Consider the following 22,226-nt stretch of genomic DNA (forward strand, 5'->3'; position numbering starts at 1 on the left):
GACGACGCGTCACCCTTTGCCTTTGGCCCAAAACGGACTATGAAACGGCTTCAGCCAAGCTTTCGAGCGCCGGAGCCAGCCATGACCGAAATCCTGCAGATCCCCAAGCTCGTGGTCGTCTTCGGCGGCTCCGGCTTCGTCGGCCGCCACATCGTGCGGGCGCTGGCCAAGCGCGGCTACCGCATCAGGGTGGCGGTGCGCCGGCCCGATCTCGCGGGACATCTGCAGCCGCTCGGCAATGTCGGCCAGATCCAGCCGGTGCAGGCCAATGTGCGCGTGCGCTGGTCCGTCGACCGCGCCGTGCAGGGCGCCGACCATGTCATCAATCTGGTCGCCATCCCGCATGAAAGCGGCCGGCAGAAATTCAACACCGTGCACGAATTCGGCGCCCGCGCCGTCGCCGAAGCCGCGCGCTCGGTCGGCGCAGGACTGACCCATATTTCGGCGCTGGGCGCCGACCTCAACGCCGAGTCCGATTATGCGCGCACCAAGGCGCTCGGCGAAAAGGCTGTCCTGGAGACGATCGCCGACGCCGTCATCTTCCGTCCGTCGATCAATTTCGGACCCGAGGACAGTTTCTTCAACCGCTTCGCCGACATGGCGCGCTATTCGCCGGTGCTGCCGCTGATCGGCGGCGGCCAGACCAAGTTCCAGCCGGTCTATGTCGGCGATGTCGCCGAAGCGGTGGCGCGTTCGGTCGAGGGCAAGATCAAGGGCGGCCAGATCTATGAACTCGGCGGGCCGCAAGTGCTCACCTTCAAGCAGTGCATAGAAGAGCTGCTCACCGTCATCGAGCGCAAGCGGCTCCTGGTGCCGGTGCCGTGGTGGATGGCCAATCTGCAGGCCTCGATCCTCGGCCTGCTGCCCAACCCGTTGCTGACCAAAGACCAGGTGCTGCTGCTGCGCCAGCCCAACATTGTGTCGGAGGAGGCCAACAAGGCCAACCGGAACCTTGCCGGCCTCGACATCCAGCCGCAGTCTATCGGCACAATCCTGCCCAGCTATCTCTGGCGCTTCCGCGCCGCAGGCCAGTTCCAGCGCAAGCCCGCCGGCATCGCGTAACAAGGCGTTGCGCCGTTAAACGCGCCGCGTCACCTGCATCGGCAGGCCGCCTTGCGGCTGTGTCGTCAGTTTCTGCACCGGCCACGGCTTGGTCTCGGCGGTCACATCGAAGCGGAAGCGCGACAGCATGATGGCCAGCGCAATGATCGCCTCCTGCATGGCGAAGCTGGCGCCGATGCAGATGCGCGGACCGGCGCCGAACGGCAGATACTGGAAGCGGTCGATCTTCTCGCGGTTTCCCGGATGGAAGCGTTCGGGCATGAAGGCGTCGGGCATGTCCCACAGTTTTCTGTGGCGGTGGACGACCCAAGGCATCACCAGTACGGCCGCGCGCTTGGGGAGCACCAGATCGTTCCAGGTCTCCGTCTCGATCGGCTCGCGGTTGATCGACGGCGCCGGCGGATAAAGCCGCAGCGCCTCCTCGAAGGCGGCGCGGGTGAACGGCATTGCCTCGAGCCATTTCGTTGGGTCGGGTTCGCGCGCCAGCACGGCCTCGATCTCGCGCTCGACCTTTTCGCGCTCCCACGGCGCTTCGGCGAGGCAGTAGATCGTCCAGCCCAGTGCCCGCGCGGTGGTCTCGTGGCCGGCGCCGATGAAGGTGATGATGTTGTCCTCGACTTCCGCCCGCGTCAGCCCGTCGGGGCCTTCGGCGCGCAGCAGAAGCGTCAGGAAATCCTGCGGCGCGGTGTCGGGGTCGCGCTTCAGCCGCTCCTCGCGCATCTTGACCGTATCGGTGACGATCTTGCGGAAATAGGCCATGGTCTTGCGGCCGCGGATGCGGGTCAGCCGCGGCAGCCATTCGGGCGCGCGCAACAGGTCGAGCGGATCGACGCGGCCCATGGTCTCGAACAGGCGGTCGATCTCCTGCGCGAAACTGCCGGGCTCGCCCGCAATCTCGCCCGAAAACAGCGTCTCGGCCAGGATATCGTAGGTGAGCAGCGTCATGTCATGGGCGACATCGGTCATGCCGCCTTCGTCATAGCGGGCGACGAACTGCATCGTGCGGCGCAGCATCGGCTCGGCGAAGCCGAAGATATGCCGCGGCGTGAACACCGGCGCCATCGCCTTGCGCGAGCGCTTCCACACCTCGCCTTCGGCGGTCAACAGCCCGTCGCGCAAGATCGGTCGCAGGATCATCTGGCGCACCGTCGCCATCTTGTAGTTCTTGGCGTTGTCGATCAGCACGTGGCGGATAAGGCCGGGATCGTTGGCGACGATCAGATGCCCGCCGACGCCATTCGCCGAAATCCAGGGCTCGTTGTAGGTGTGCTCGCCCCACAGTTCGAGCGGATTGCGGTAGACGATCCGCATCATCTCCAGCGTCGAAGGCGGCGTCGTGCGCGGCCTGGGCGCCGGCGGCACGAAGGGGACGGGCTGCGTGTCCATGAGGTGCTCCGCTGATAGCTCAGATGTAGTGGCTGGCAATCCGGGCGTCCATGTGACCGAACGGCAAACTGAAACGCTGCAGCGCCCGGTGTGCCCGACAGACGGTGTGTTCATCGGATCGTGACCGCCGGTGAAACGGTTGCGGCTTGTCCGGTTGGACACTCTGCCATAGGTGACAGTTACCAACAGCTACTGCCAATCGCCCAGGAGAGTCCGCTTGAAGCACAAGCTGAACATCATAATCGGCAGCACGCGGCCGGGCCGCGCCGGGCCGGTCTTCGCCCACTGGCTGGAGGATTTTGCCCGCGAGCACGGCAAATTCGAACCGGTGCTGACCGACATTGCCACGTTCCATCTGCCGGTTCTGGACGAGCCGCATCACCCCAGGCTCGGCAATTACCAGAACGACCACACCAAAGCCTGGTCGAAGGTCATTGATGCCGCCGACGCCTTCGTGTTCGTGGCGCCGGAGTACAATTATTTCGTGGCGCCTGCGATCGTCAACGCCATCGACTACCTTGCGCGCGAATGGAAATACAAGCCAGCCGCCATCTTCAGCTATGGCGGCGTTTCCGGAGGCCTGCGCGCCGCGCAGGCGCTGAAGCCGCTGCTGACCGCGGTGGGCGTCATGCCCATCTCGGAAGGCGTCGCGCTGCCGATGTATCAGAAACTGCTGGAGAGCGACGGCTCCTTCCAGGCTAGTGAGCAGGTAGAGGGTGGGACCAAGACCATGCTGGACGAGCTCTCGCGCTGGAGCGGGGCGCTGAAGCCGATGCGGGCTACGTAACGCAGCCGGCCCCGGCTTGCTCATGCCATAAAGAGGTGGAATGGTCGGCAGGTGACTGAGCCGGGGGCGGTTCGATTTGCGCCTGTTGTTTGCCTTGCTGTTGATGCTTGCGACCACCGCCACAGCGGTGGCGGAGCGGCGCGTGGCGTTGGTCATTGCCGAGGACGACTACCGGCTGGTGCGGCCGCTGGCCAATCCTGTCAATGACGGCGAGGTGATGGAAGTGGCGCTGAAGAAGCTCGGCTTCGAGGTCGTGGTCGAGACCAATCGTGATCTCAGGCGCATGCGCCGGGCTCTCGACGATTTTCGCGAGGACGCCATGGGCGCCGACGTGGCGCTGGTGTATTTCTCCGGCCATGGCGTCGAAATCTCCGGCGACAACCGTCTTCTGCCGGTCGATGCCGATGCCTCCTCGCTCGACCAGCTGGAGAAGACCAGCCTGCCGCTGGAGGAAGTGCGCGATGCGGTTGCCGCCACGGCGAAGGTCGGGCTGATCGTGCTCGACGCCTGCCGCAGCGATCCGTTCACAGGCGGCAGCGGCGACGGGCGTGGCGCCACATCGCTGATCAAGGACCTGGTGGACAAGATCAAGCCGGGCCTCGGACGCGTCGGCAAGGCGGAAAACATCCTGTTCGCCTTTTCGGCGGCGCCCGGCGAGACGGCTGCCGACGGTACCGGTGCGAATTCGCCCTTTACAGCGGCGCTGATCAAATACCTCGGCACCGACGGGCTCGAAATCCGCTCGGTGCTGACGCTGGTGCAGCAGGAGGTCTACGACCTTTCGCGCGGAAAACAGCTGCCCTACGTCGAGAGCGGGCTGCCGAAGCTGTTCTTCGCCTCGGCGGCCAAGGAACAACTGCCGGAGCGCGAGCGGCTGTTGCTTGCCATGGCCGATGTGACGCCGGAAATGCGCGGCGCGGTCGAACGGGTCGCCAGCGATGCCGACATGCCGCTGGCGCCGCTCTATGGCGCGCTGATCAGTTCCGACACCAGCCATCTCTCCGGCGAAAGCCTGGACGCCAAGCTGCGCGAGGCGGCCGACGCCTTCGTCAAGGTGCGCGGCGAGATGAAGACGCTGGCCGCCGACGACCCGCAGGTGACCGAACTGCGCCGCCAGGCCGAGGAACAGTTGGCGCTCGGCGCTTTCGATGGCGCACGCGTGATCCTCGCCAAGGCCGCCGACGTCGACAATGTCTCGCGCCAGGCGTTGAAGGCCAATTTCGTCAGCCGCACCCTGTCCGAAGCCGCGACGCGATTTCTCTCGGGCGGCGCGGCGCGTGCCACCCTGGACTATGCAACCGCCATCAAGGACTATGAAACGGTGCTGGCGCTCTATGGCGAAGCCGGGCAGACCTCGCTCAGCCTGGAACAGGCCGACCGCCAAAGCCGCACGCTGGAAGAGCTCGGCATCCTCTACACAACGGTCGGCAACACCGACGCCGCCAGCCGCGCCTTTGCGGCGCTGGTCGCCAATCTTGAGCAGCGAGCGCGCCAGGAAACCGATCCGAGCGTCAAGCGCGACCTGGCCATCGGCCATATCAAGTTCGCCAACATCAAGATGGCGCAAGGCGATCTGCCGGCCTCCCTGCAAAACTATGAGGCGGCCAGGGACATGTTGCAGGGCCTGACCACAGACGTGCCGGACAAGAAGGACTGGCTCGGCGATCTCGCCATGGCCAATGACAAGATCGGCAATGTGCTGGCCACGCAAGGCGACGTGGGTGCGGCAGCCCAGGCCTACCAGCAAAGCCTGTCCATCAAGCAGCAATTGGCCGATGCCGAGCCGAACAGCGTCTATCTGCTGCGCGACCTGACCATTACCTACGACGAAATCGGCGGTCTTGCCCGTACCGCCGGCCAGCTGGATGGCGCCCAGACTGCATTCGAAGAGAGCCTGAGAATTCGGCTGGCGCTGGCGCAGAACAACCCCGACGACCCCAGGCATCAGCGCGCCGTCTCCGTCAGCTACACAAGGATCGGCGACGTTCTGCGCGAGCGTGGCGACGCTGCGGGCGCGCTCGACGCCTACAACAAGAGCCAAATAATCGCCGAAGCGCTGGTGCGCCGCGACTCAAACGACACCGATTTGAAGCGCGACCTGTCGGTCGGTTACGCCAAGATCGGCAATGCTTACGGCGACCAGAAGGACTGGCCACTCGCGTTGGAGGCCTACCAGCAAGCGCTGGCCACGGCGCGAGACCTTGCCGCCAGCGACCCAGGCAACACCGACTGGCAGCGCGACCTGTCGGTCTGTTTGGAAAAAATTGCCGGCGTGTTTGATGCCGAGGGCAATATCGCCGGTGCTTTGCAGAACTATCAGGACAGTCTCGTTATTGCCAACCGTTTGGCAAATCTCGACCCGGGCAATTCCGACTGGCAGCGCGACCTGTCGATCACGTTCGAGGAAATAGGCCTGCTGGAGACCAAGCAGCGCCACTATGAGGGCTCGAAGAAGGCCTTCGAAGCCAGCCTGGCCATCCGCCAGCGGTTGGCCCTGTCCGATCCGGACAATGCGATCTGGCAATTCGATCTGGTACAGGCCTACATCAACTATGCCTATGTGGCGAAGAATCCGAAGGCTGTGTTGTCGCAGGCGCTAGACCTGACGCTGGAGCTTGACCGCACAGGCAAACTGGCGCCGAGGGACAAACCCACTATCAAATATCTGCGCGGTCTTCTGGCCAAATTGAAAGCCGCGAAAAAATAGCCGGCTGCCAGCTCGGGATTCAGCCCTGAAATGCCCGCAAACCTTGGAAAAACCGCCTTTTGCGCCTATATCTAGGACATCAAAGCGGCGTGATTCGAAGCCATTTTTTCGCGCTGAGCATGCGGCATCAATCAGACAGGTTTTCATGAGCGATCAAAGCGACAACGCCAACGGCGCTGAGGCCGAATACGGCGCCGATTCCATCAAGGTTTTGAAGGGGTTGGACGCTGTCCGCAAGCGGCCGGGCATGTATATCGGCGACACCGACGACGGCTCGGGCCTGCATCACATGGTCTATGAGGTGGTCGACAACGCCATCGACGAGGCGCTGGCCGGCCATGCCGATCTGGTCACGGTGACGCTCAATCCCGACGGTTCGGTCACCGTTATCGACAATGGCCGCGGGATTCCGACCGATATTCACACTGGCGAAGGCATTTCGGCGGCCGAAGTGATCATGACGCAGCTGCATGCCGGCGGCAAATTCGACCAGAATTCCTACAAGGTGTCTGGCGGCCTGCACGGCGTCGGCGTCTCGGTGGTCAACGCGTTGTCGGCCTGGCTGAAGCTGAAAATCCGCCGCAACGGCCAGATTTTCGAGATGAGCTTCACGCATGGCAATGCCGATGCGCCGCTCAAGGCGACCGGCAGCTATGAGCAGAACAAGCAGCCCGGCACCTATGAGGGCCGCAGCGGTTCCGAGATCACCTTCTTTCCGTCGTCCGAAACCTTCACCATGGTCGAGTTCGACTTCGGCACGCTGGAGCACCGGCTGCGCGAGCTCGCCTTCCTGAATTCCGGCGTGCGCATCATTTTGACCGATGCCCGCCATGCCGATCTCGTGCGCCACGAGTTGCACTATGATGGCGGCCTGGAAGAGTTCGTCAAATATCTCGACCGGGTCAAGAAACCGCTGATCGACAAGCCGATCGCCATCAAGGCCGAGCGCGACGGCATCACCGTCGAAGTGGCGATGTGGTGGAACGACAGCTACCACGAGAACGTGCTGGCCTTCACCAACAACATCCCGCAGCGCGATGGCGGCACCCATCTGGCCGGCTTCCGTGGCGCGCTGACGCGCCAGATCACCGGCTATGGCGAATCGTCGGGCCTGACCAAGAAGGAAAAGGTGGCGCTGATCGGCGACGACTGCCGCGAGGGCCTGACGGCGGTGCTGTCGGTCAAGGTTCCCGATCCGAAATTCTCCTCGCAGACCAAGGACAAGCTGGTCTCGTCAGAGGTGCGGCCCGTGGTCGAAGGCCTGGTCAACGAGGCGCTTGGCACCTGGCTGGAAGAACACCCGACCGAGGGCAAGGTGGTCATCGACAAGGTGATCCAGGCGGCTGCGGCGCGCGAAGCCGCGCGCAAGGCCCGCGACATCACCCGCAAAAGCTCGCTCGGCGTCACCTCGCTGCCTGGCAAGCTCGCCGACTGCCAGGAGCGCGACCCGGCGAAATCCGAAATCTTCATCGTTGAGGGTGATTCCGCCGGCGGCTCGGCCAAGGGCGGCCGTTCGCGCCAGAACCAGGCGATCCTGCCGTTGCGCGGCAAGATCCTCAATGTCGAGCGCGCCCGCTTCGACCGCATGCTCGGCTCCGAGATGATCGGCACGCTGATCACCGCGCTCGGCACCTCGATCGGCAAGGACGAGTTCAACGCCGACAAATTGCGCTACCACAAGATCATCCTGATGACCGACGCCGACGTCGACGGCGCCCATATCAGGACCTTGCTGCTCACCTTCTTCTTCCGCCAGATGCCGGAGCTGATCGAGCGCGGCCATCTCTACATCGCCCAGCCGCCGCTCTACAAAGTGACGCGCGGAAAAAGCTCGCAATACATCAAGGACGAGAGCGCCTTCGAGGAGTTCCTGATCGGCTCCGGGCTGGAGGAGGCGTCGCTGACGCTTGCCTCCGGCGAGGCGCGGGCCGGACAGGATCTGCGCGGCTCGATCGATGATGCACTGGCCGTGCGCCAGCTCATCAACGGGCTGCACACGCGCTACAACAGGGGCGTGGTCGAACAGGCGGCGATCGCCGGCGCGCTCAACGCCGATGTGCTAAACGACCTCGGCCGCGCCAATGCCATGGCCGAACGCGTCGCCCAGCGCCTCGACATCATTGCCGAGGACACCGAGCGCGGCTGGACCGGCCGGCTGTCGACCTCCAATGAAGGCGTCGGCGGCTATGTGTTCGAACGCACGGTGCGCAGCGTCAAGGAATTCGCGCAGCTCGATGCCGGGCTGATAAATTCGGCCGACGCACGCCAGCTCGACCGCTATGCCCCGCGCCTCATGGAAGTCTATGGCGAGCCGCCGGTGCTGCGCCGCAAGGATGTCTCCGAAACCATTTCGGGGCCGCTGGCGCTGCTCAACGCGGTGTTTGCGACCGGCCGCAAGGGCCTGACCATGCAGCGCTACAAGGGCCTCGGCGAGATGAATGCCGAGCAGCTCTGGGAAACCACGCTCGACCCGAATGTGCGTTCGCTGCTGCAGGTCAAGGTCAATGACGCCACCGATGCGGATTCGCTGTTTTCGCGGCTGATGGGCGACGAGGTCGAACCGCGGCGCGAATTCATCCAGGACAACGCGCTGTCAGTTGCCAATCTGGACATTTGAGGGCTGGGGGCCTTGCCGCCGGAGCTCCACTCCGGGTCAGGCCTTTGGCTCCAGCTTCCGACCAAGGTCCACCGCGTCGCGCAGCACTTGCAGATGCGAGCGCGGCGCGGTGCCCGCCGGCAGGGCGATTTCGACGCCGTTTGCCGTCGATGACCAATAAAGCGTGTGGGTGAAGATACGGCCAAGTGAGCTGCGAAGCTCGATCTGGATGTTCTCCACACCGGGGCCGAAGTTTTCCGTCATCGGACCGGAAATCGGATCGCCTGTCGCCCAGCCATTGCCGCGGTCGTAGACGTTCGTCCAGCGCGTTGCCGCAAACACCGCGCCATGATGCACCGCGCGCTGCGCCTTGCCTTGGCTGTGTCCTTCCCGGTAAAGCACGGTGCCGCCGGGGCGCCCGTCATCGGCAATCGGCGGGCAAGCCGAGAACAGGCGCTCGGCAAGGCCACGCCTGAATTCGGCGAGATTGTAGGTCACCAGGAATTCGCTGTGGGAGAGCGGACTGCCAAGCGTGACGAAATCGCTGATCTTCCAGGGCAGCGGGTGGTCGGCGTCCTTGGTCCGAAGCTGCTGGTAGAGCGCCCATTGACCGCGCCGGAATCCGGCGAGGTCTTCAAGGTTCTTTGGCCACGCTGACCCATCAGAGCCGAGCGTTGCCTTGTCGACGGCCTCGACCGCCGCCAGTTTGGCCTTGTCGCGGACCGCTTCCAGCCTTCGCGGCCGGAACTCGGCCCACAGGATCTGCAGCAAATCATAGGCGATGATCGACCCAAGGCTGTGCGAGACCAGCACGATGCGGTCGTAAGCATCGTCCTTCATCAGCGTCTTGAGCAACGTCAGGCCTCTGTCGCGGATCAGCGCACGCTTCTCGATCGCCGCCGCCTCGGCGCGCACATAAGCTGCGACGTCACCGAAATAGGGCAGGGCGAACTGATCCACCGCCCAGATGACAAAAGAAGCGAGGGTGGTGATCATCAGGCCGGTCGTCAAGGTAACGGCCTGTTGCCAGACCGATGTTGCCAGCACGAGTGCTGCGCCCAGAATGACGATAACGATCAGAAGTGTGGCGACGTAAAGCTTGCGGGCGTCGGGCGGAATGTCGGCGGGCTTGCGCCACAACAGGTTCGTCACCCAGGCGGCCAGCCGGCCGCGCGTCGTGCCTTGCGTGATGTCGGCCCAATAAAGCTCGTAGAAATCGGTACGGCGGCCATCGACGTCGTAGGGCGTGGTGATGCGGCGCAGCTCGTGTGACTTGGTCCGGCTGTCGGGCGTGATCCAGCTCTGGTTGATCGTGGCGCCGGAAACGGCCGGATCGGGAATCTGGGCGTAGGGTGGAGCACGGGTGGGATCGCTGCTCCAGACCGCCTGGACGAATCCCCTCAGCGTACCCATCGGCCGCTGCTCGCCCATGCCATGCACGATCACCACCGCCTGGCTGGGCTGCGCCTTTTTGTAAGCCAGCGATGCGACAGTCTTGGGCATCAGCGTCTCCGTTGACGACATCCGACGGCGGGATCGCTCATGCTACCCCCGGCTCACCGAGCCAACAATACACGGCAGCCCATGTGGACCTCCGTGAACCAATCCACAGTTTCGCAGTCGTGCCTCGGGCCGCGCGGAAAATAGTTCCGTTCCCGCTAAGCAAATCATTTCATTGCTCCTCGGAACGGAAATCGCTCAGGAACATTGTGACGACATCGATCAATTTCTCGCAGGGAGGCTCTTTATGGGACGCGGTATTTTGCTCTGGTTGCTCGGTATTCCGATCCCGATCATCATTCTCATCATGCTCTTCGTACGGTAGGAGGCGTCGATGCAGTCCACCGTATCGGCTGTCGACGTATCTGCTTCAACAGAATCCTCCGCCACGGCCGTCAGCTGGGGGCCGATCATCGCCGGCGCCTTCGCGGCCTCGACGCTGACCTTCATCCTCATGCTGCTCGGCTCAGGACTGGGGCTGACCATGGTCTCGCCATGGTCCGGCGCCAGTGCCTCGCTGACCACCTTCGCGGTGTCCGGCGCGATCTGGCTCATCATCGTGCAATGGCTGTCCTCCGGGGTCGGTGGCTATCTTGCCGGACGCCTGCGCACCAAATGGGTCGGCATCCACACCGACGAGGTCTATTTCCGTGACACCGCGCACGGCCTCCTCGCCTGGGCGCTGGCGACATTGCTGGTCGTCGGCATTCTCGGGTCGGCGCTGTCGGCAGTGCTTGGTTCAGGCGTGCAGGCGGCTTCTACCGTTGCCTCAGGCGCCGCCATGGGTGCTTCGGCCGGCGCGTCCGCCAATGCTGGCAGCGCACCGGCCGACAATGCAACGTCCTATCTTGTGGATACGCTGTTCCGTCCGGCTGATGCCGCCAGGCTCGCGGCGGCCAATCCGGACAGCGATGCGGCTGCGGCCGGGCAGGCTTCGCGCATCCTCGTCGCCAGTGCGGCGGCAGGCGAAATTTCGGCTGACGACAAGACCTATCTGTCGCAGCTCGTCGCCGCCCGCACCGGGCTTTCCGAGGCTGACGCCAAGGCGCGTGTCGACGCCCTGGTGGCCAGGGTCGAGGACGCAAAGGTCAAGGCCAAGCAGGCCGCCGACGCCGCCCGGAAAGGCAGCGCCACCTTCGCACTGCTTGGCGCCCTGTCGCTGGTTATCGGCGCCTTCATCGCCAGCGCTGCGGCAGCACTGGGCGGCAGGCAGCGCGACGACGAGGAAGCGGTTTTCCTGACCAGCCGCTGAACCGGTCTTCAACATAGAAAAGCCCGGTCGAACCGGGCTTTTTTGTTTCCGATGATGGACCAAACCTTCCAGTGGAAGGTTGCGGCGGGATCAGTGATCCATCGCCTTGACGATTTCCTCGGTCATCTTCTTGGCGTCGCCGAGCAGCATCATGGTGCCGTCCTTGTAGAACAGCGTGTTGTCGATGCCGGCATAGCCGGAGCCGAGCGAGCGCTTGACGAACAGGCAGGTGCGGGCCTTGTCGACGTCGAGGATCGGCATACCGTAGATCGGCGACGACTTGTCGTCGCGGGCGGACGGATTGGTGACGTCGTTGGCGCCGATGACATAGGCGACATCGGCCTGCGCGAACTCGGAGTTGATGTCTTCCAGTTCGAACACTTCGTCATAGGGAACATTGGCTTCGGCGAGCAGCACGTTCATGTGGCCGGGCATGCGGCCGGCCACGGGGTGGATGGCGTATTTGACATCCACGCCATTGGCCTTGAGCTTGTCGGCCATTTCGCGCAGCGCGTGCTGGGCCTGGGCGACCGCCATGCCGTAGCCCGGCACGATGATGACCTTCTGTGCGTTCATCATCAGATAGGCAGCGTCGTCGGCCGAGCCCTGCTTGACCGTGCGTTCGATGCCGTCATCGGCAACCGCCGCGGTCTCGCCGCCGAAGCCGCCGAGGATGACCGAGATGAACGACCGGTTCATGCCCTTGCACATGATGTAGGACAGGATGGCGCCGGACGAGCCGACCAGCGCGCCGGTGATGATCAACGCCAGATTGCCAAGCGTGAAGCCGAGTGCCGCGGCGGCCCAGCCGGAATAGGAATTCAGCATCGAGACGACGACCGGCATGTCGGCGCCGCCGATCGGGATGATCAAGAGGACGCCGAGCGCCAGCGAAGCCGCGACGATCAGCCAGAACACCAGCTTGGCCTCGGTGGTGACCAGAAGCACGATCAGCACGATCAGCGCGATGCCGAGGACCGCGTTGATGATGTGACGGCCGCCGATCATGATCGGCTTGCCCGACATGCGGCCATCGAGCTTGAGGAAGGCGATGACGGAGCCGGTGAAGGTGATGGCGCCGATGGCAACGCCAAGGCTCATCTCGATCAACGCCTGGGCGTGGATGTCGCCATTCGTGCCGATGCCGAAACTTTCCGGCGCGTAGATGGCGGCTGCCGCTACCATGACGGCGGCAAGGCCGACCAGCGAGTGGAAGGCGGCGACCAGCTGCGGCATCGAAGTCATGGCGATGCGGCGCGCTGTAACGGCGCCGACGCCGCCGCCGATGGCCAGACCAAGCACGATCAGGCCGAAGCGCCCGGCGGACGGAGTCGCCAGCGCCAGCGTGGTGGCAATGGCAATGCCCATGCCGATCATGCCGTAGAGATTGCCTTGGCGGCTGGTGGTCGGATGCGACAGGCCGCGCAGCGCCATGATGAACAGGACGCCGGAGACCAGGTAGAGGAAGGACGCGAAGTTGGCGTTCATGGCTCTCTACCGGTCCTTCTTCTTGTACATGGCCAGCATGCGCTGGGTGACCAGGAAGCCGCCAAAGATGTTGACCGAGACCAGCATCAGCGCGACGAAGCCGAAGCCGGTGGCAATGCCGGAGGCCGAGATGCCGACGGCCAGCAGCGCGCCGACGACGATGACCGAGGAGATGGCGTTGGTGACCGCCATCAGCGGCGTGTGCAGCGCCGGCGTCACCGACCAGACGACGTAGTATCCGACGAAGATCGCAAGTACGAAGATGGCGAAGCGGAAGACGAAGGGATCGATGGCGCCGCCGGACAGTGCGTGCGCGGCATCGCCCGCCGCATCGGCGCCACCGGGCGCGTTGGCCAGGTTCTGCACAGCCAGCCGGACGGCGGCACTTGCCTGGTCGAGCTGATCGAGGGCTTTCTGCAAGGTCTGATCCATCACGCGATCCCCTTCGGCTTGGCGGCGGACTTGCCGGCAGTGGCTTTGTCGGACGCCTTTTTCGGTGCAGCCTTCTTCGGCGTGGCATCAGCCACCATGGTCTCCGCCGGAATGGCCGCCGGTTCGACATGGGGCTGTTCCGCCGCCTTGGCGAAGGCCGGATGCACCACGCGGCCAGCGTCGGTCAGCATCGTCGCCTTGACCAGATCGTCTTCGCGGTTGATGGCGAGCGTCTTGCTGGTCTTGTCGACCAGCGTCTCGAGGAAGGCGAACAGGTTCCTGGCGTAGAGCAGCGAGGCCGATGCGGCGACGCGGCCGGGCACGTTGAGGTGGCCGACGATTTTCACGCCATTGGCCGTGGTCACCACCTGGCCTGCAACTGCGCCTTCGACATTGCCGCCGCGCTCGACGGCGAGGTCGACGATCACCGAGCCCGGCTTCATCGAGGCGACCATCGCCGCCGACACCAGCTTCGGCGCCGGACGGCCGGGGATCAGCGCCGTGGTGATGACGATGTCCTGCTTGGCTATGTGCTCAGCGGTGAGCGCTGCCTGCTTGGCCTGGTACTCCTTCGACATTTCCTTGGCGTAGCCGCCGGCGGTCTCGGCCGCCTTGAACTCCTCGTCCTCGACGGCGAGGAACTTTGCGCCGAGCGACGCCACCTGTTCCTTGGCGGCGGGACGAACGTCGGTGGCGGTGACGACGGCGCCGAGACGGCGCGCCGTGGCGATCGCCTGCAGGCCGGCAACGCCGACGCCCATGATGAAGATCTTCGCCGCCGGCACGGTGCCGGCCGCAGTCATCATCATCGGCAGCGCGCGGTCATACTCCGATGCGCCGTCAATCACGGCCTGGTAGCCGGCGAGATTGGCCTGCGACGACAGCACATCCATCGACTGGGCGCGGGTGATGCGCGGCATGAATTCCATCGAGAAGGCGGTGACCCCAGCCTCGGCAAGCGCCGCGACCGCGGCATCATTGCCGTAGGGATCCATGATGGCGATGACCGCCGCACCCGATTTGTAGCCCTTCAGCTCGGCGTCGGTCGGCCGGCGCACCTTCAGCACCACATCCGCCCGGCTCGCATCCGAAGCCTTGCCGATCGCGGCACCCGCCTTGGCGAACTCCTCATCGGGGATGCGCGACCTGGTGCCGGCGCCCGTCTCGACGGTGACGTCGAAGCCCAGCGCCGCCAGCCGCTTCACGGTATCGGGCGAGGCCGCGACACGAGGCTCGCTGGCATCGAGCTCGCGAGGGATGAAAACCGTCTGTCCCACCGCATAATCCTTTCGGCTGGAACCTGTTTGCGCAAGAGTGCGGCTTTGCGAAAGAGTGCGGCCGGATGTCCGGCTACGCCCTTGGCAAGGGGCTGAAGAGACTATCGGAGAATGAAGGCGCCGAGGGCGAGGATCAGCACGAACAGGATGGTCGCGGAGAAGAAGCCGCCTGCGAAGAAGCCGAAAGCCATGGCCAGGAGCAGGGCGCCGCAGAACAGCGAGCCGTATTTGGCCAGCGCCAGAAAGCCATGATAGGTGCGGTCATGTTCGGCATAGTCCATCTTCGCGCCCAGTTCGACAGGACCGGTCGGCGTGTGATCAGCCATAGGAATACCCCTTCGAAGACATCTTTGAGGCACATAGCGAAAAGCCGGGCCAAGAGCAATGGCGCTATTGCCGCACGACCAGTGACAACAGCCTCAAAGGAATGTTGAAAGCCGGCGGTAGGGCTTGTCGCCGGCCTAACGTCGAACGTTGAGGGTTTTGCGTTTCAACCGGCTAGATGCGGGAACAGCCCGAGCAGTCCGACGACGATCAGATAGAGCGCGACGATGTAGTTCAGCAGCCGCGGCATCACCAGGATCAGCACGCCGGCAATCAGCGAGATCAGCGGGGTAAGCGCGAGCTCGGGAATATGCATGTCGGTTCCTTTCTATGGCCGCGTCGGGGTCGTGACGTCCAGAACGCCGAAGCGGCCGGAAAGCTCCTCGCACCGGGCGCTAAAGTGCGCCGGCTTTGCCGACATTACGCTGCTTCGCGAAAATATTTGGCGGTGGGCAGGATGGTCAGCGGCGCGAGCTCGCCGGCCGGCGCCTTGGCAAACAGCATACGCCGCTCCAGCGCCGTCGACTGGAAGAAGGGAAAGCGCTCCAGCGTCGGGGCCATGTTCTGCTCGCAGATCGATTCATAGAAGAAGATCGGCATGGTGAAGGGCGGGTAGAGGCGCGGCTCGCCGACCTGCACCGATCCGAAGATGCGATGGTAGAAGGCCGTGTGCTCCTCGCGGATCATCGAAATGCAGCTGGTGGCGTTGAAGAAGGTGTTGGCGATAACCGCGAGCCGCAGCGTGACATAGGGCAGGGCGCGGTTGGCCGACGACATTTGCGGATCGATCGCCAACCGGCTCGGGTCGATGAAGGTTTCACCGCGCGCCAGCCGCAGCAGCAGCCGGTCGCCGAAAACGGTCATGATCGGCGCTTCGGGGGTCTCACGGGTCAAATGGTGGAGCCTGACGGTGCTGACCAGCTCGCCATCCATGAAGACGCCGAAACAGTAGCAATTGCGCACTTCGTCAAGGTGATCGACGAGCTTCTGTTCGGTAATGGTGTCAAGCAGGCCGTGTGTATGAAAGGCCTTGTAGCGCAGCCGGTAGACCGCTTCGAGATCCTCGCCGCTTTCGCAGCGCCGGTATTCGACACGCTCGAGGACGTCGAGGACGTTGCGGGCGAACAGGGAAGGCGGGCCAGATTTGACTGCCGCACCCGAAAGCACACCTGACTGATGCGTGTCCATTACTTCCCCTCGTACCGCCGCAGGAGAACAATACCGGACGACAGAAGGAACAAGAAGATGAAACTCTAATCGTCTGTGTTTACCGATCATTAACCTTAACAATCAGTTAACGTCTAGACAATACAACGCTTTTTAGACGGGCTTTTCAAGCGCAATTTAATGACGGGTCAGGGCGTGGCGAGTTTTGCCGCCGGCCGCAGCTCGGCGGCGAAAGGCCAGGTCACGTTGGACATGGTCTCTATGCCCGAGGCACTGAGTGCTGCGCCAAACAGGAAGCCCTGGACGAGGTCCGGCTTGACCGAATGCACCAGGATCTTCAGCTGTTCGAAGGTTTCCACACCTTCGATGGTGACGGTCAGCCCGAGCACGCGAGTCAGGTCGACGATGCCCTTCAACAAGTCGAGCGAACGCTTGTTCTGGGTCACGTCCATCAGGAACGAACGGTCGATCTTGATCTTGTCGAGCGGCAGCTTGTGGAGGTAGCTCAGGCTTGAATAGCCGGTGCCGAAATCGTCGAGCGCGATGCGAACGCCAAGCTGCTTCAGTTCCTCGATATACTGGCGCGTTAGCGATTTGTCGTCGAGCAGCGCGGTTTCGGTGACTTCGATCTCGAGGCGGCCGGCGGCGAGCCCCGAAGTGGCAAGCGCGTCGCGAACCTTCTGGACAACGTCGCGGTTGCGGAAATCCTTGGCCGAAAGGTTGACCGAGACGCTGGTCTGGCCCGGCCATTTGGCGCATTCGGCGCAGGCAGCCGCGAGCACAAAAGTGCTGATCTCGGAAATGATGCCCATTTCTTCGGCCAGCGGAATGAAGATGCTGGGCGAAACCGGCCCGAGATCGGGATGATCCCAGCGGCACAGGGCCTCGCAGCTGGCGATGCGCATGGTGTTCATCGCCACGATCGGCTGATAGACCACCCGCAGCGCCTTGCCTTCGACCGCCGTGCGCAGATCGGCCTTCATCAGCTGGCGGTTGCGGAACGCCGCATCCATCGCTGCTTCGAACAGCCGCCAGTTGTTCTTGCCGAGTTCCTTGGCCTTGTAGAGCGCCAGATCGGCCTTGACGATCATGGCGTCGACATCGGTGTCCTCGACCCTGGACAGCACGGCGCCCGCGCTTGCCTGGATGCGCAGACCGTGGCCTGCGACGTCGACCTCGCCCTGCAGATCGGCAAAGATCTGGTCGAGCAGGCCCGTCAGATGGCTTTCATCCTCGACGCGGTCGAAGAAGATCATGAACTCGTCGCCGCCGAAACGGCTGACATTGACGCCTTGCCCGGCGACGGCCGCCAGCCGCTCGGCAACGGCATAGATAAGTCCGTCGCCGACCGGATGGCCAAGGGTGTCGTTGACGCTCTTGAAATCGTCGAGATCGAGCACCGCCAGGGCACACAGGCGGTCGCGGCTGCCCGACGCCATGGCCTCGCCGACCAGCTCATGGAAATACGCGCGGTTCGGCAGGCCGGTAAGGCTGTCATAGCGCGCCATGAAGCGGATTTTTTCCTCAGCCTCGACGCGGGCGGTGACGTCCTCGAAGGTGATGACGCCGAGGTCCTGATTGCCTTCTCGGGCCGAGAACTCATAGTGCTGGCCATTGGAGAAGGAGACCAGCACCTTGCGGTCGCGGCCCTCGCGCAAGGCGCGCGTGAGCTGCGCTTCGACATAGCGACAGTCTTTCGGCGCCAGCATGCCGCCGGCGACGCCGCGCAGGAGCAGCGAATGGATCGACCGCCCGAGGAGCTGGTCGGGAGAGCGCAGCGACATCAGATGCGCGGCTTCGGCATTGCCGACCACGACCTTGCCGTCGGGGCCGAGCATGACCAGGCCATGCGACATGGTGTTGAGCGCGCGGTTGAAGCGCTCGGCGAGCCTGGCGGCCGTCTTGCGTTCCGAAATGGCGTTGAACAGCACGGTGCGGACGTGGCTGGCCATCCGGGTAATGATGAAGATGAACGGCACGATGTAGAGGCCGAGGATGAAATCGCCGAGATGCCCCTTGAGCATCAGCCCGACCGCGATCGGCAGCACGACCGTGAAGGCCTGCACCGCAACCATGGTCTTGGAGCCGTAATTGCGGCCGACAATGGTCACCGTCGAGCCCATTATGACGGCGATGGCGGCGCTTTCCCCGAAGACATCGGGAATGAGATAGATTGAGGTGAAGCAGAAAAGCCCCATGAAGAAAGCCTGGATGGTGCCGCCAACCAGGTAGTAGCGTTCCCACTTCTTGGCTTGTTCATAACTTTCGAAACTGCCTATGCGCAGGCCTTTGCGGATGCCGTAATAACGGTAAAGGCCGGCCGCAAGCATAAGCGCGGCCAATGCAAGATAGGCCGGATGCCCCGAGGTAAAATAAACCAGAATGCCGATGAGGCCATGGCAAAATGCGCCAATCAGCAGGATCCCGGGATCGTTGAACAACGATCGCACGAACCCAGCATAGACGTCCTCACCTATCTCTGCGGCTTTGTTTTCTTGCATGGCCTGCGGTGTCGCACGAACCGCAGTCATGTCACATTCGCCTTAAGAAAGGTTTAGAGATGCCGTTTCGACGCTTGGCGTCAAGTCGGCTCCACCGGCGTAAACCGCGAAAATTCGTGTTCAGGTAAACAAGGCGTATCGATCACTCGGCGGCCTGAAGTTCAGGCCGCGCCGGCGTGTTGGCCAGCCGCTCGACAAGCCTTGTGCGCTCGCCCTCGGCCTTTTCGGCGCTGCCCTGCCTCACATGGCCGTAGCCGCGAATGAGCGCCGGCACCGAGGCAAGGGCGATGGCGGCCTCGATCCTGCCTGGCGCAAGTGCTTTGGCGACAAGCTCCAGATCGGCCTCATAGCCGGCCAGAAGCTGCCGCTCCATGCGCCGCTCAGTGCTGTAGCCGAACACGTCGAAGGCCGTGCCGCGCAGGCCTTTCAGCGCCGCCAGCAGGCGAAATCCCTTCATCATCCACGGGCCGAAGCTCGATTTCCTCGGCTTGCCGTCATTGCCGCGCCTGCCCATGATCGGCGGCGCCAGATGAAATTCGAGCTTTTCGTAGCTCTGGAACTGTTTTGAGAGCTCCATAGCGAAGGAGCCGTCGGTGTAGAGCCGCGCCACCTCATATTCGTCCTTGATCGCCATCAGCTTGAACAGGTTTCTGGCGGCGGCCTCGGTCACCGCGGTCGAGCCAGGCACGGCCTTGGCCTCGGCAGCACGCAAAACCGCCAGCTTCTCGGCGTAGCGCCTGCCATAGGCGGCATTCTGATAGGCAGAGAGGAAAGCGACGCGGCGGGCGATGATATCGTCCAGCGTCTTGGCGATCTCAGTGGCCTTGCCCGGCTGGGCGACCAGGCCGCGCACAAACTCCGGCTGATGCGCGGCGCGCCGGCCCCAGCGGAAGGCGGCGATGTTCATCGCCACCGCCTCGCCGTTCAATTCGATTGCTTTTTCAACGGCTTGCGCCGACAGCGGCAGCCCGCCATGCTGGAAGGCGAAGCCGAGCATGAACATGTTGGCGCCGAGCGAATTGCCGAACAATTGGGTGGCGGTGCCCGTCGCGTCGAAGAAATGCGTCTTGTCGTCGCCAGCGGCAGCGCGGATCGCCTTCTTCAGGCGCTCGATGGGCAGCGAGAAATCGGCCGAGCGGGCGAACTCGCCAGGCATGATCTCGGCGGTGTTGGCAAGGAAGATGGTATGGCCTTCGCGCACCGCGCCAAGCACCTTCTTGGCGCCGGACACGACAAGGTCGCAGCCGAGTACCAGGTCGGCCTTGCCGGCCGAAACGCGGATCGCGTGGATGTCGTCCGGCGTGCGGGCGATGCGGACATGAGTGAACACCGAACCGCCCTTCTGGGCGAGGCCGGCCATGTCGATCATGCCGCAGCCCTTGTCCTCGAGATGGGCGGCCATACCGAGCACAGCACCTATGGTGACGACGCCGGTGCCGCCGACGCCGTCGATGATCGCCGCCCAACCCTCGCTACCGAGCGGGAATTCGGCTGGCACCGGCACGCCGTCAAGCGGGTCGGAGCGCCCGGCAATGCCTTCGGCCTTCCTGATCTTGGCGCCGTGCACGGTGACGAAGGACGGGCAGAAGCCGTTGACGCAGGAGAAGTCCTTGTTGCAGCTCGACTGGTCTATTCTGCGCTTGCGGCCGAACTCGGTTTCGACCGGCTGGATCGAGACGCAGTTCGATTGCACCCCGCAATCGCCGCAGCCCTCGCAGACCAGTTCGTTGATGAAGACCCGCTTGTCGGGATCCGGGAAGGTGCCGCGCTTGCGGCGGCGGCGCTTTTCGGCGGCGCAGGTCTGGTCGTAGAGCAGCACCGAGACGCCCTTGACGTCGCGCAGCTCGCGCTGAACGAGGTCGAGGTCGTCGCGGTGGTGGATGGTGGCGCCGAAGGGGAATTCGGCCTTCCCCGCATATTTGTCCGGCTCGTCGGTGACGATGGCGATGCGCTCGACGCCTTCGGCGCGCACCTGCCTGGCGATCATGTCGACAGTCAGGCCGCCCTCATGCGGCTGGCCGCCGGTCATGGCGACGGCGTCGTTGTAGAGGATCTTGTAGGTGATGTTGGCATCGGTCGACAGCGCGAAGCGGATCGCCAGCGTGCCGGAGTGATTGTAGGTCCCGTCGCCGAGATTCTGGAAAATGTGGCCGCGCTTGGAGAATGGCGCCTGGCCGACCCATTGTGCGCCCTCGCCGCCCATGGCGGTGAAGCCGACCGTGTTGCGGTCCATCCACAGCGCCATGAAATGGCAGCCGATACCGGCGGCGGCGATCGAGCCGTCCGGCACCTTGGTCGAGGAATTGTGCGGGCAGCCGGAGCAGAAGAACGGCGTGCGCGAACCGATATCGCTGGTGTCGGCAAGCATCGCCTGGAACTGGCGCAGCTTTGCCACCTTTGCAGTGATCTCTTCCGAAGGGCCGATTGTGCGCAGGATGCGCTCGCCCAGCGCAATGGCGATCTCGTTGGGGTCGAGCGCGCCCTTGGCCGGGAACAGCCAGTCGCCGCGCTCGTCCTTCTTGCCGACGATCATCGGCTGGGTGGCGGTGCCGTAGAGGTTTTCGCGCAGTTGCACCTCGATCAGCGAGCGCTTCTCCTCGACGACGACGATGGTGTCGAGGCCGCGGGCGAATTCGGCGATATGCTGCAGGTCGAGCGGCCAGGGGCAGCCGACCTTGAACAGGCGGATGCCGATGCGGTTGGCGGCGGCCTCGTCGATGCCGATGTCTTCCAGCGCCTGGCGGACATCGAGATAGCTCTTGCCCAGCGTGATGATACCGAGCTTCGGCGCGCGGCCGCCCGAATAGACGATGCGGTTCAGGCCGTTGGCATGGATGAAGGCGGATGCAGCGGCGCGCTTGTATTCATGCAGCCGCTCCTCCTGGCCGAGCATGTCGATCTCATCGCGGATGTTGAGGCCGCCGGGCGGCATATCGAACTCCGGCACGACGATGTTCAGGCGCTCGAGCGCGGCATCGACGGAGGCCGTGGATTCGATGTTGTCCTTGACGCATTTGATAGCCGCCCAGGTGCCGGCGAAGCGCGACATGGCAAAGCCGTAGAGGCCGTAGTCGATGATCTCCTGAACGCCGGCCGGGTTGAGGATCGGCACCATGGTGTCGACGAACAGGAATTCGGTGGCGTGCGCATTGGTCGATGATTCGGCCATATGGTCGTCGCCCATCAGCGCAAGCACGCCGCCATACTTCGACGTTCCCGCGAGGTTGGCGTGGCGGAAAACGTCGCCGGAGCGGTCGACGCCCGGTCCCTTGCCGTACCAGACCGAAAACACCCCGTCATGCTTGCCTTCGCCCATTAATTCCGTCTGCTGAGAGCCCCAGCAGGCGGTGGCGGCAAGCTCCTCGTTGAGGCCGGGCTGGAAGACGATGTCGGCCTGCGCCAGCTGCTTTTTCGCCCGCCACAGCTGCATATCGAGGCCGCCGAGCGGCGAGCCGCGATAACCGGACACGAAGCCGGCCGTGTTGAGGCCGGCCCGGCGGTCGCGCTCGCGTTGCATCAAAAGCATGCGGATGACCGCCTGTGCGCCGGACAGGAAGATGCGCTCCTTACCAAGATCGAACTTGTCGTCGAGCGCGACGTCGTGCAGCGTCATCAGGCATTTCCTCTGCGGAGACAGCACCGGGGGCGCGCAGCCAACGTAGGAGTGAGATGGCGCAGTCTTTCTCCGCTTGCAAGGCAGGTCAAACGAAATCGAAAGTGCCAGGCAAAGCGCAACGAACGATCCGC

At 63.8% G+C, this 22,226-nt stretch carries 15 protein-coding genes; 5 read left to right on the top strand and 10 right to left on the bottom strand.

The annotated features are described in order from the left end of the window. The first annotated feature begins 81 nt into the window (after positions 1-81). Positions 82-1,062 (top strand): complex I NDUFA9 subunit family protein, encoded by a 981-nt coding sequence (locus NKK50_RS23525; protein WP_023729735.1) that lies wholly within the window; start codon positions 82-84, stop codon positions 1,060-1,062. A gap of 15 nt (positions 1,063-1,077) precedes the next feature. Here NKK50_RS23525 and NKK50_RS23530 read toward each other — a convergent pair whose 3' ends face one another. Next, on the bottom strand, positions 1,078-2,448 hold the full coding sequence (locus tag NKK50_RS23530; protein ID WP_023671330.1) for a cytochrome P450: 1,371 nt from the start codon (positions 2,446-2,448) through the stop codon (positions 1,078-1,080). A 217-nt stretch (positions 2,449-2,665) separates the two neighbouring features. On the opposite strand from NKK50_RS23530, the gene NKK50_RS23535 reads away from it, so the two are divergent. The 3 genes from NKK50_RS23535 (at position 2,666) to gyrB (ending at position 8,559) form a co-directional block, all read left to right on the top strand. Continuing rightward, entirely contained in the window at positions 2,666-3,235 is a 570-nt protein-coding gene (locus NKK50_RS23535) for an NADPH-dependent FMN reductase (RefSeq protein WP_023745825.1), read from the top strand. Between the two features lie 76 nt (positions 3,236-3,311). After that, complete coding sequence (locus NKK50_RS23540) at positions 3,312-5,942, top strand: caspase family protein (RefSeq protein WP_352543912.1); 2,631 nt, start codon at positions 3,312-3,314, stop codon at positions 5,940-5,942. A gap of 145 nt (positions 5,943-6,087) precedes the next feature. Beyond that, on the top strand, positions 6,088-8,559 hold the full coding sequence (gene gyrB / locus NKK50_RS23545; RefSeq protein WP_023671333.1) for a DNA topoisomerase (ATP-hydrolyzing) subunit B: 2,472 nt from the start codon (positions 6,088-6,090) through the stop codon (positions 8,557-8,559). Positions 8,560-8,595: 36 nt separating this feature from the next. Here the strand turns inward: gyrB and NKK50_RS23550 are convergent, their stop codons facing one another. Continuing rightward, the gene (locus NKK50_RS23550) at positions 8,596-10,041 is read right to left on the bottom strand and encodes a hypothetical protein (RefSeq protein ID WP_023729731.1); all 1,446 of its coding nucleotides are present in this window, start codon (positions 10,039-10,041) and stop codon (positions 8,596-8,598) included. A 331-nt stretch (positions 10,042-10,372) separates the two neighbouring features. On the opposite strand from NKK50_RS23550, the gene NKK50_RS23555 reads away from it, so the two are divergent. Continuing rightward, the gene (locus tag NKK50_RS23555; RefSeq protein ID WP_023729730.1) at positions 10,373-11,290 is read left to right on the top strand and encodes a membrane protein; all 918 of its coding nucleotides are present in this window, start codon (positions 10,373-10,375) and stop codon (positions 11,288-11,290) included. Between the two features lie 90 nt (positions 11,291-11,380). On the opposite strand, the gene NKK50_RS23560 is transcribed toward NKK50_RS23555, so the two are convergent. The 8 genes from NKK50_RS23560 to NKK50_RS23595 form a co-directional block, all read right to left on the bottom strand. After that, positions 11,381-12,778 (bottom strand): NAD(P)(+) transhydrogenase (Re/Si-specific) subunit beta, encoded by a 1,398-nt coding sequence (locus NKK50_RS23560; protein WP_023671337.1) that lies wholly within the window; start codon positions 12,776-12,778, stop codon positions 11,381-11,383. 6 nt (positions 12,779-12,784) lie between these two features. Then, complete coding sequence (locus tag NKK50_RS23565) at positions 12,785-13,210, bottom strand: proton-translocating transhydrogenase family protein (RefSeq protein WP_032885960.1); 426 nt, start codon at positions 13,208-13,210, stop codon at positions 12,785-12,787. Next, positions 13,210-14,487: a Re/Si-specific NAD(P)(+) transhydrogenase subunit alpha gene (locus NKK50_RS23570; protein ID WP_023806225.1), complete on the bottom strand. Its 1,278-nt coding sequence runs from the start codon at positions 14,485-14,487 to the stop codon at positions 13,210-13,212. The genes NKK50_RS23565 and NKK50_RS23570 overlap by 1 nt, the downstream gene beginning before the upstream one ends. A gap of 101 nt (positions 14,488-14,588) precedes the next feature. Continuing rightward, on the bottom strand, positions 14,589-14,813 hold the full coding sequence (locus tag NKK50_RS23575; protein WP_023671340.1) for an aa3-type cytochrome c oxidase subunit IV: 225 nt from the start codon (positions 14,811-14,813) through the stop codon (positions 14,589-14,591). Between the two features lie 164 nt (positions 14,814-14,977). Next, on the bottom strand, positions 14,978-15,127 hold the full coding sequence (locus tag NKK50_RS23580) for a DUF3096 domain-containing protein (protein ID WP_352543913.1): 150 nt from the start codon (positions 15,125-15,127) through the stop codon (positions 14,978-14,980). 104 nt (positions 15,128-15,231) lie between these two features. Then, a complete protein-coding gene (locus NKK50_RS23585; protein WP_023671342.1) occupies positions 15,232-15,999 on the bottom strand; it encodes an N-acyl amino acid synthase FeeM domain-containing protein in 768 nt (255 codons plus the stop codon). Between the two features lie 167 nt (positions 16,000-16,166). Further along, the gene (locus tag NKK50_RS23590) at positions 16,167-18,509 is read right to left on the bottom strand and encodes a putative bifunctional diguanylate cyclase/phosphodiesterase (protein WP_488362113.1); all 2,343 of its coding nucleotides are present in this window, start codon (positions 18,507-18,509) and stop codon (positions 16,167-16,169) included. A 112-nt stretch (positions 18,510-18,621) separates the two neighbouring features. Next, positions 18,622-22,092 (bottom strand): indolepyruvate ferredoxin oxidoreductase family protein, encoded by a 3,471-nt coding sequence (locus NKK50_RS23595; protein ID WP_352543914.1) that lies wholly within the window; start codon positions 22,090-22,092, stop codon positions 18,622-18,624. Between the last annotated feature and the right edge of the window lie 134 nt (positions 22,093-22,226).

The sequence above is a fragment of the Mesorhizobium sp. M0001 genome, assembly GCF_040324255.1.
Classification (GTDB): Bacteria; Pseudomonadota; Alphaproteobacteria; order Rhizobiales; family Rhizobiaceae; genus Mesorhizobium.

Excerpts from the sequence above, each read along its gene's own strand:
- NKK50_RS23560 (WP_023671337.1), bottom strand. The coding sequence starts at position 12,778 with ATGAACGCCAACTTCGCGTCCTTCCTCTACCTGGTCTCCGGCGTCCTG.
- NKK50_RS23555 (WP_023729730.1), top strand. The coding sequence starts at position 10,373 with ATGCAGTCCACCGTATCGGCTGTCGACGTATCTGCTTCAACAGAATCC.
- NKK50_RS23580 (WP_352543913.1), bottom strand. The coding sequence starts at position 15,127 with ATGCATATTCCCGAGCTCGCGCTTACCCCGCTGATCTCGCTGATTGCC.
- NKK50_RS23575 (WP_023671340.1), bottom strand. The coding sequence starts at position 14,813 with ATGGCTGATCACACGCCGACCGGTCCTGTCGAACTGGGCGCGAAGATG.
- NKK50_RS23590 (WP_488362113.1), bottom strand. The coding sequence starts at position 18,509 with ATGACTGCGGTTCGTGCGACACCGCAGGCCATGCAAGAAAACAAAGCC.
- gyrB (WP_023671333.1), top strand. The coding sequence starts at position 6,088 with ATGAGCGATCAAAGCGACAACGCCAACGGCGCTGAGGCCGAATACGGC.
- NKK50_RS23530 (WP_023671330.1), bottom strand. The coding sequence starts at position 2,448 with ATGGACACGCAGCCCGTCCCCTTCGTGCCGCCGGCGCCCAGGCCGCGC.
- NKK50_RS23585 (WP_023671342.1), bottom strand. The coding sequence starts at position 15,999 with ATGGACACGCATCAGTCAGGTGTGCTTTCGGGTGCGGCAGTCAAATCT.
- NKK50_RS23550 (WP_023729731.1), bottom strand. The coding sequence starts at position 10,041 with ATGCCCAAGACTGTCGCATCGCTGGCTTACAAAAAGGCGCAGCCCAGC.
- NKK50_RS23525 (WP_023729735.1), top strand. The coding sequence starts at position 82 with ATGACCGAAATCCTGCAGATCCCCAAGCTCGTGGTCGTCTTCGGCGGC.
- NKK50_RS23565 (WP_032885960.1), bottom strand. The coding sequence starts at position 13,210 with ATGGATCAGACCTTGCAGAAAGCCCTCGATCAGCTCGACCAGGCAAGT.
- NKK50_RS23595 (WP_352543914.1), bottom strand. The coding sequence starts at position 22,092 with ATGACGCTGCACGACGTCGCGCTCGACGACAAGTTCGATCTTGGTAAG.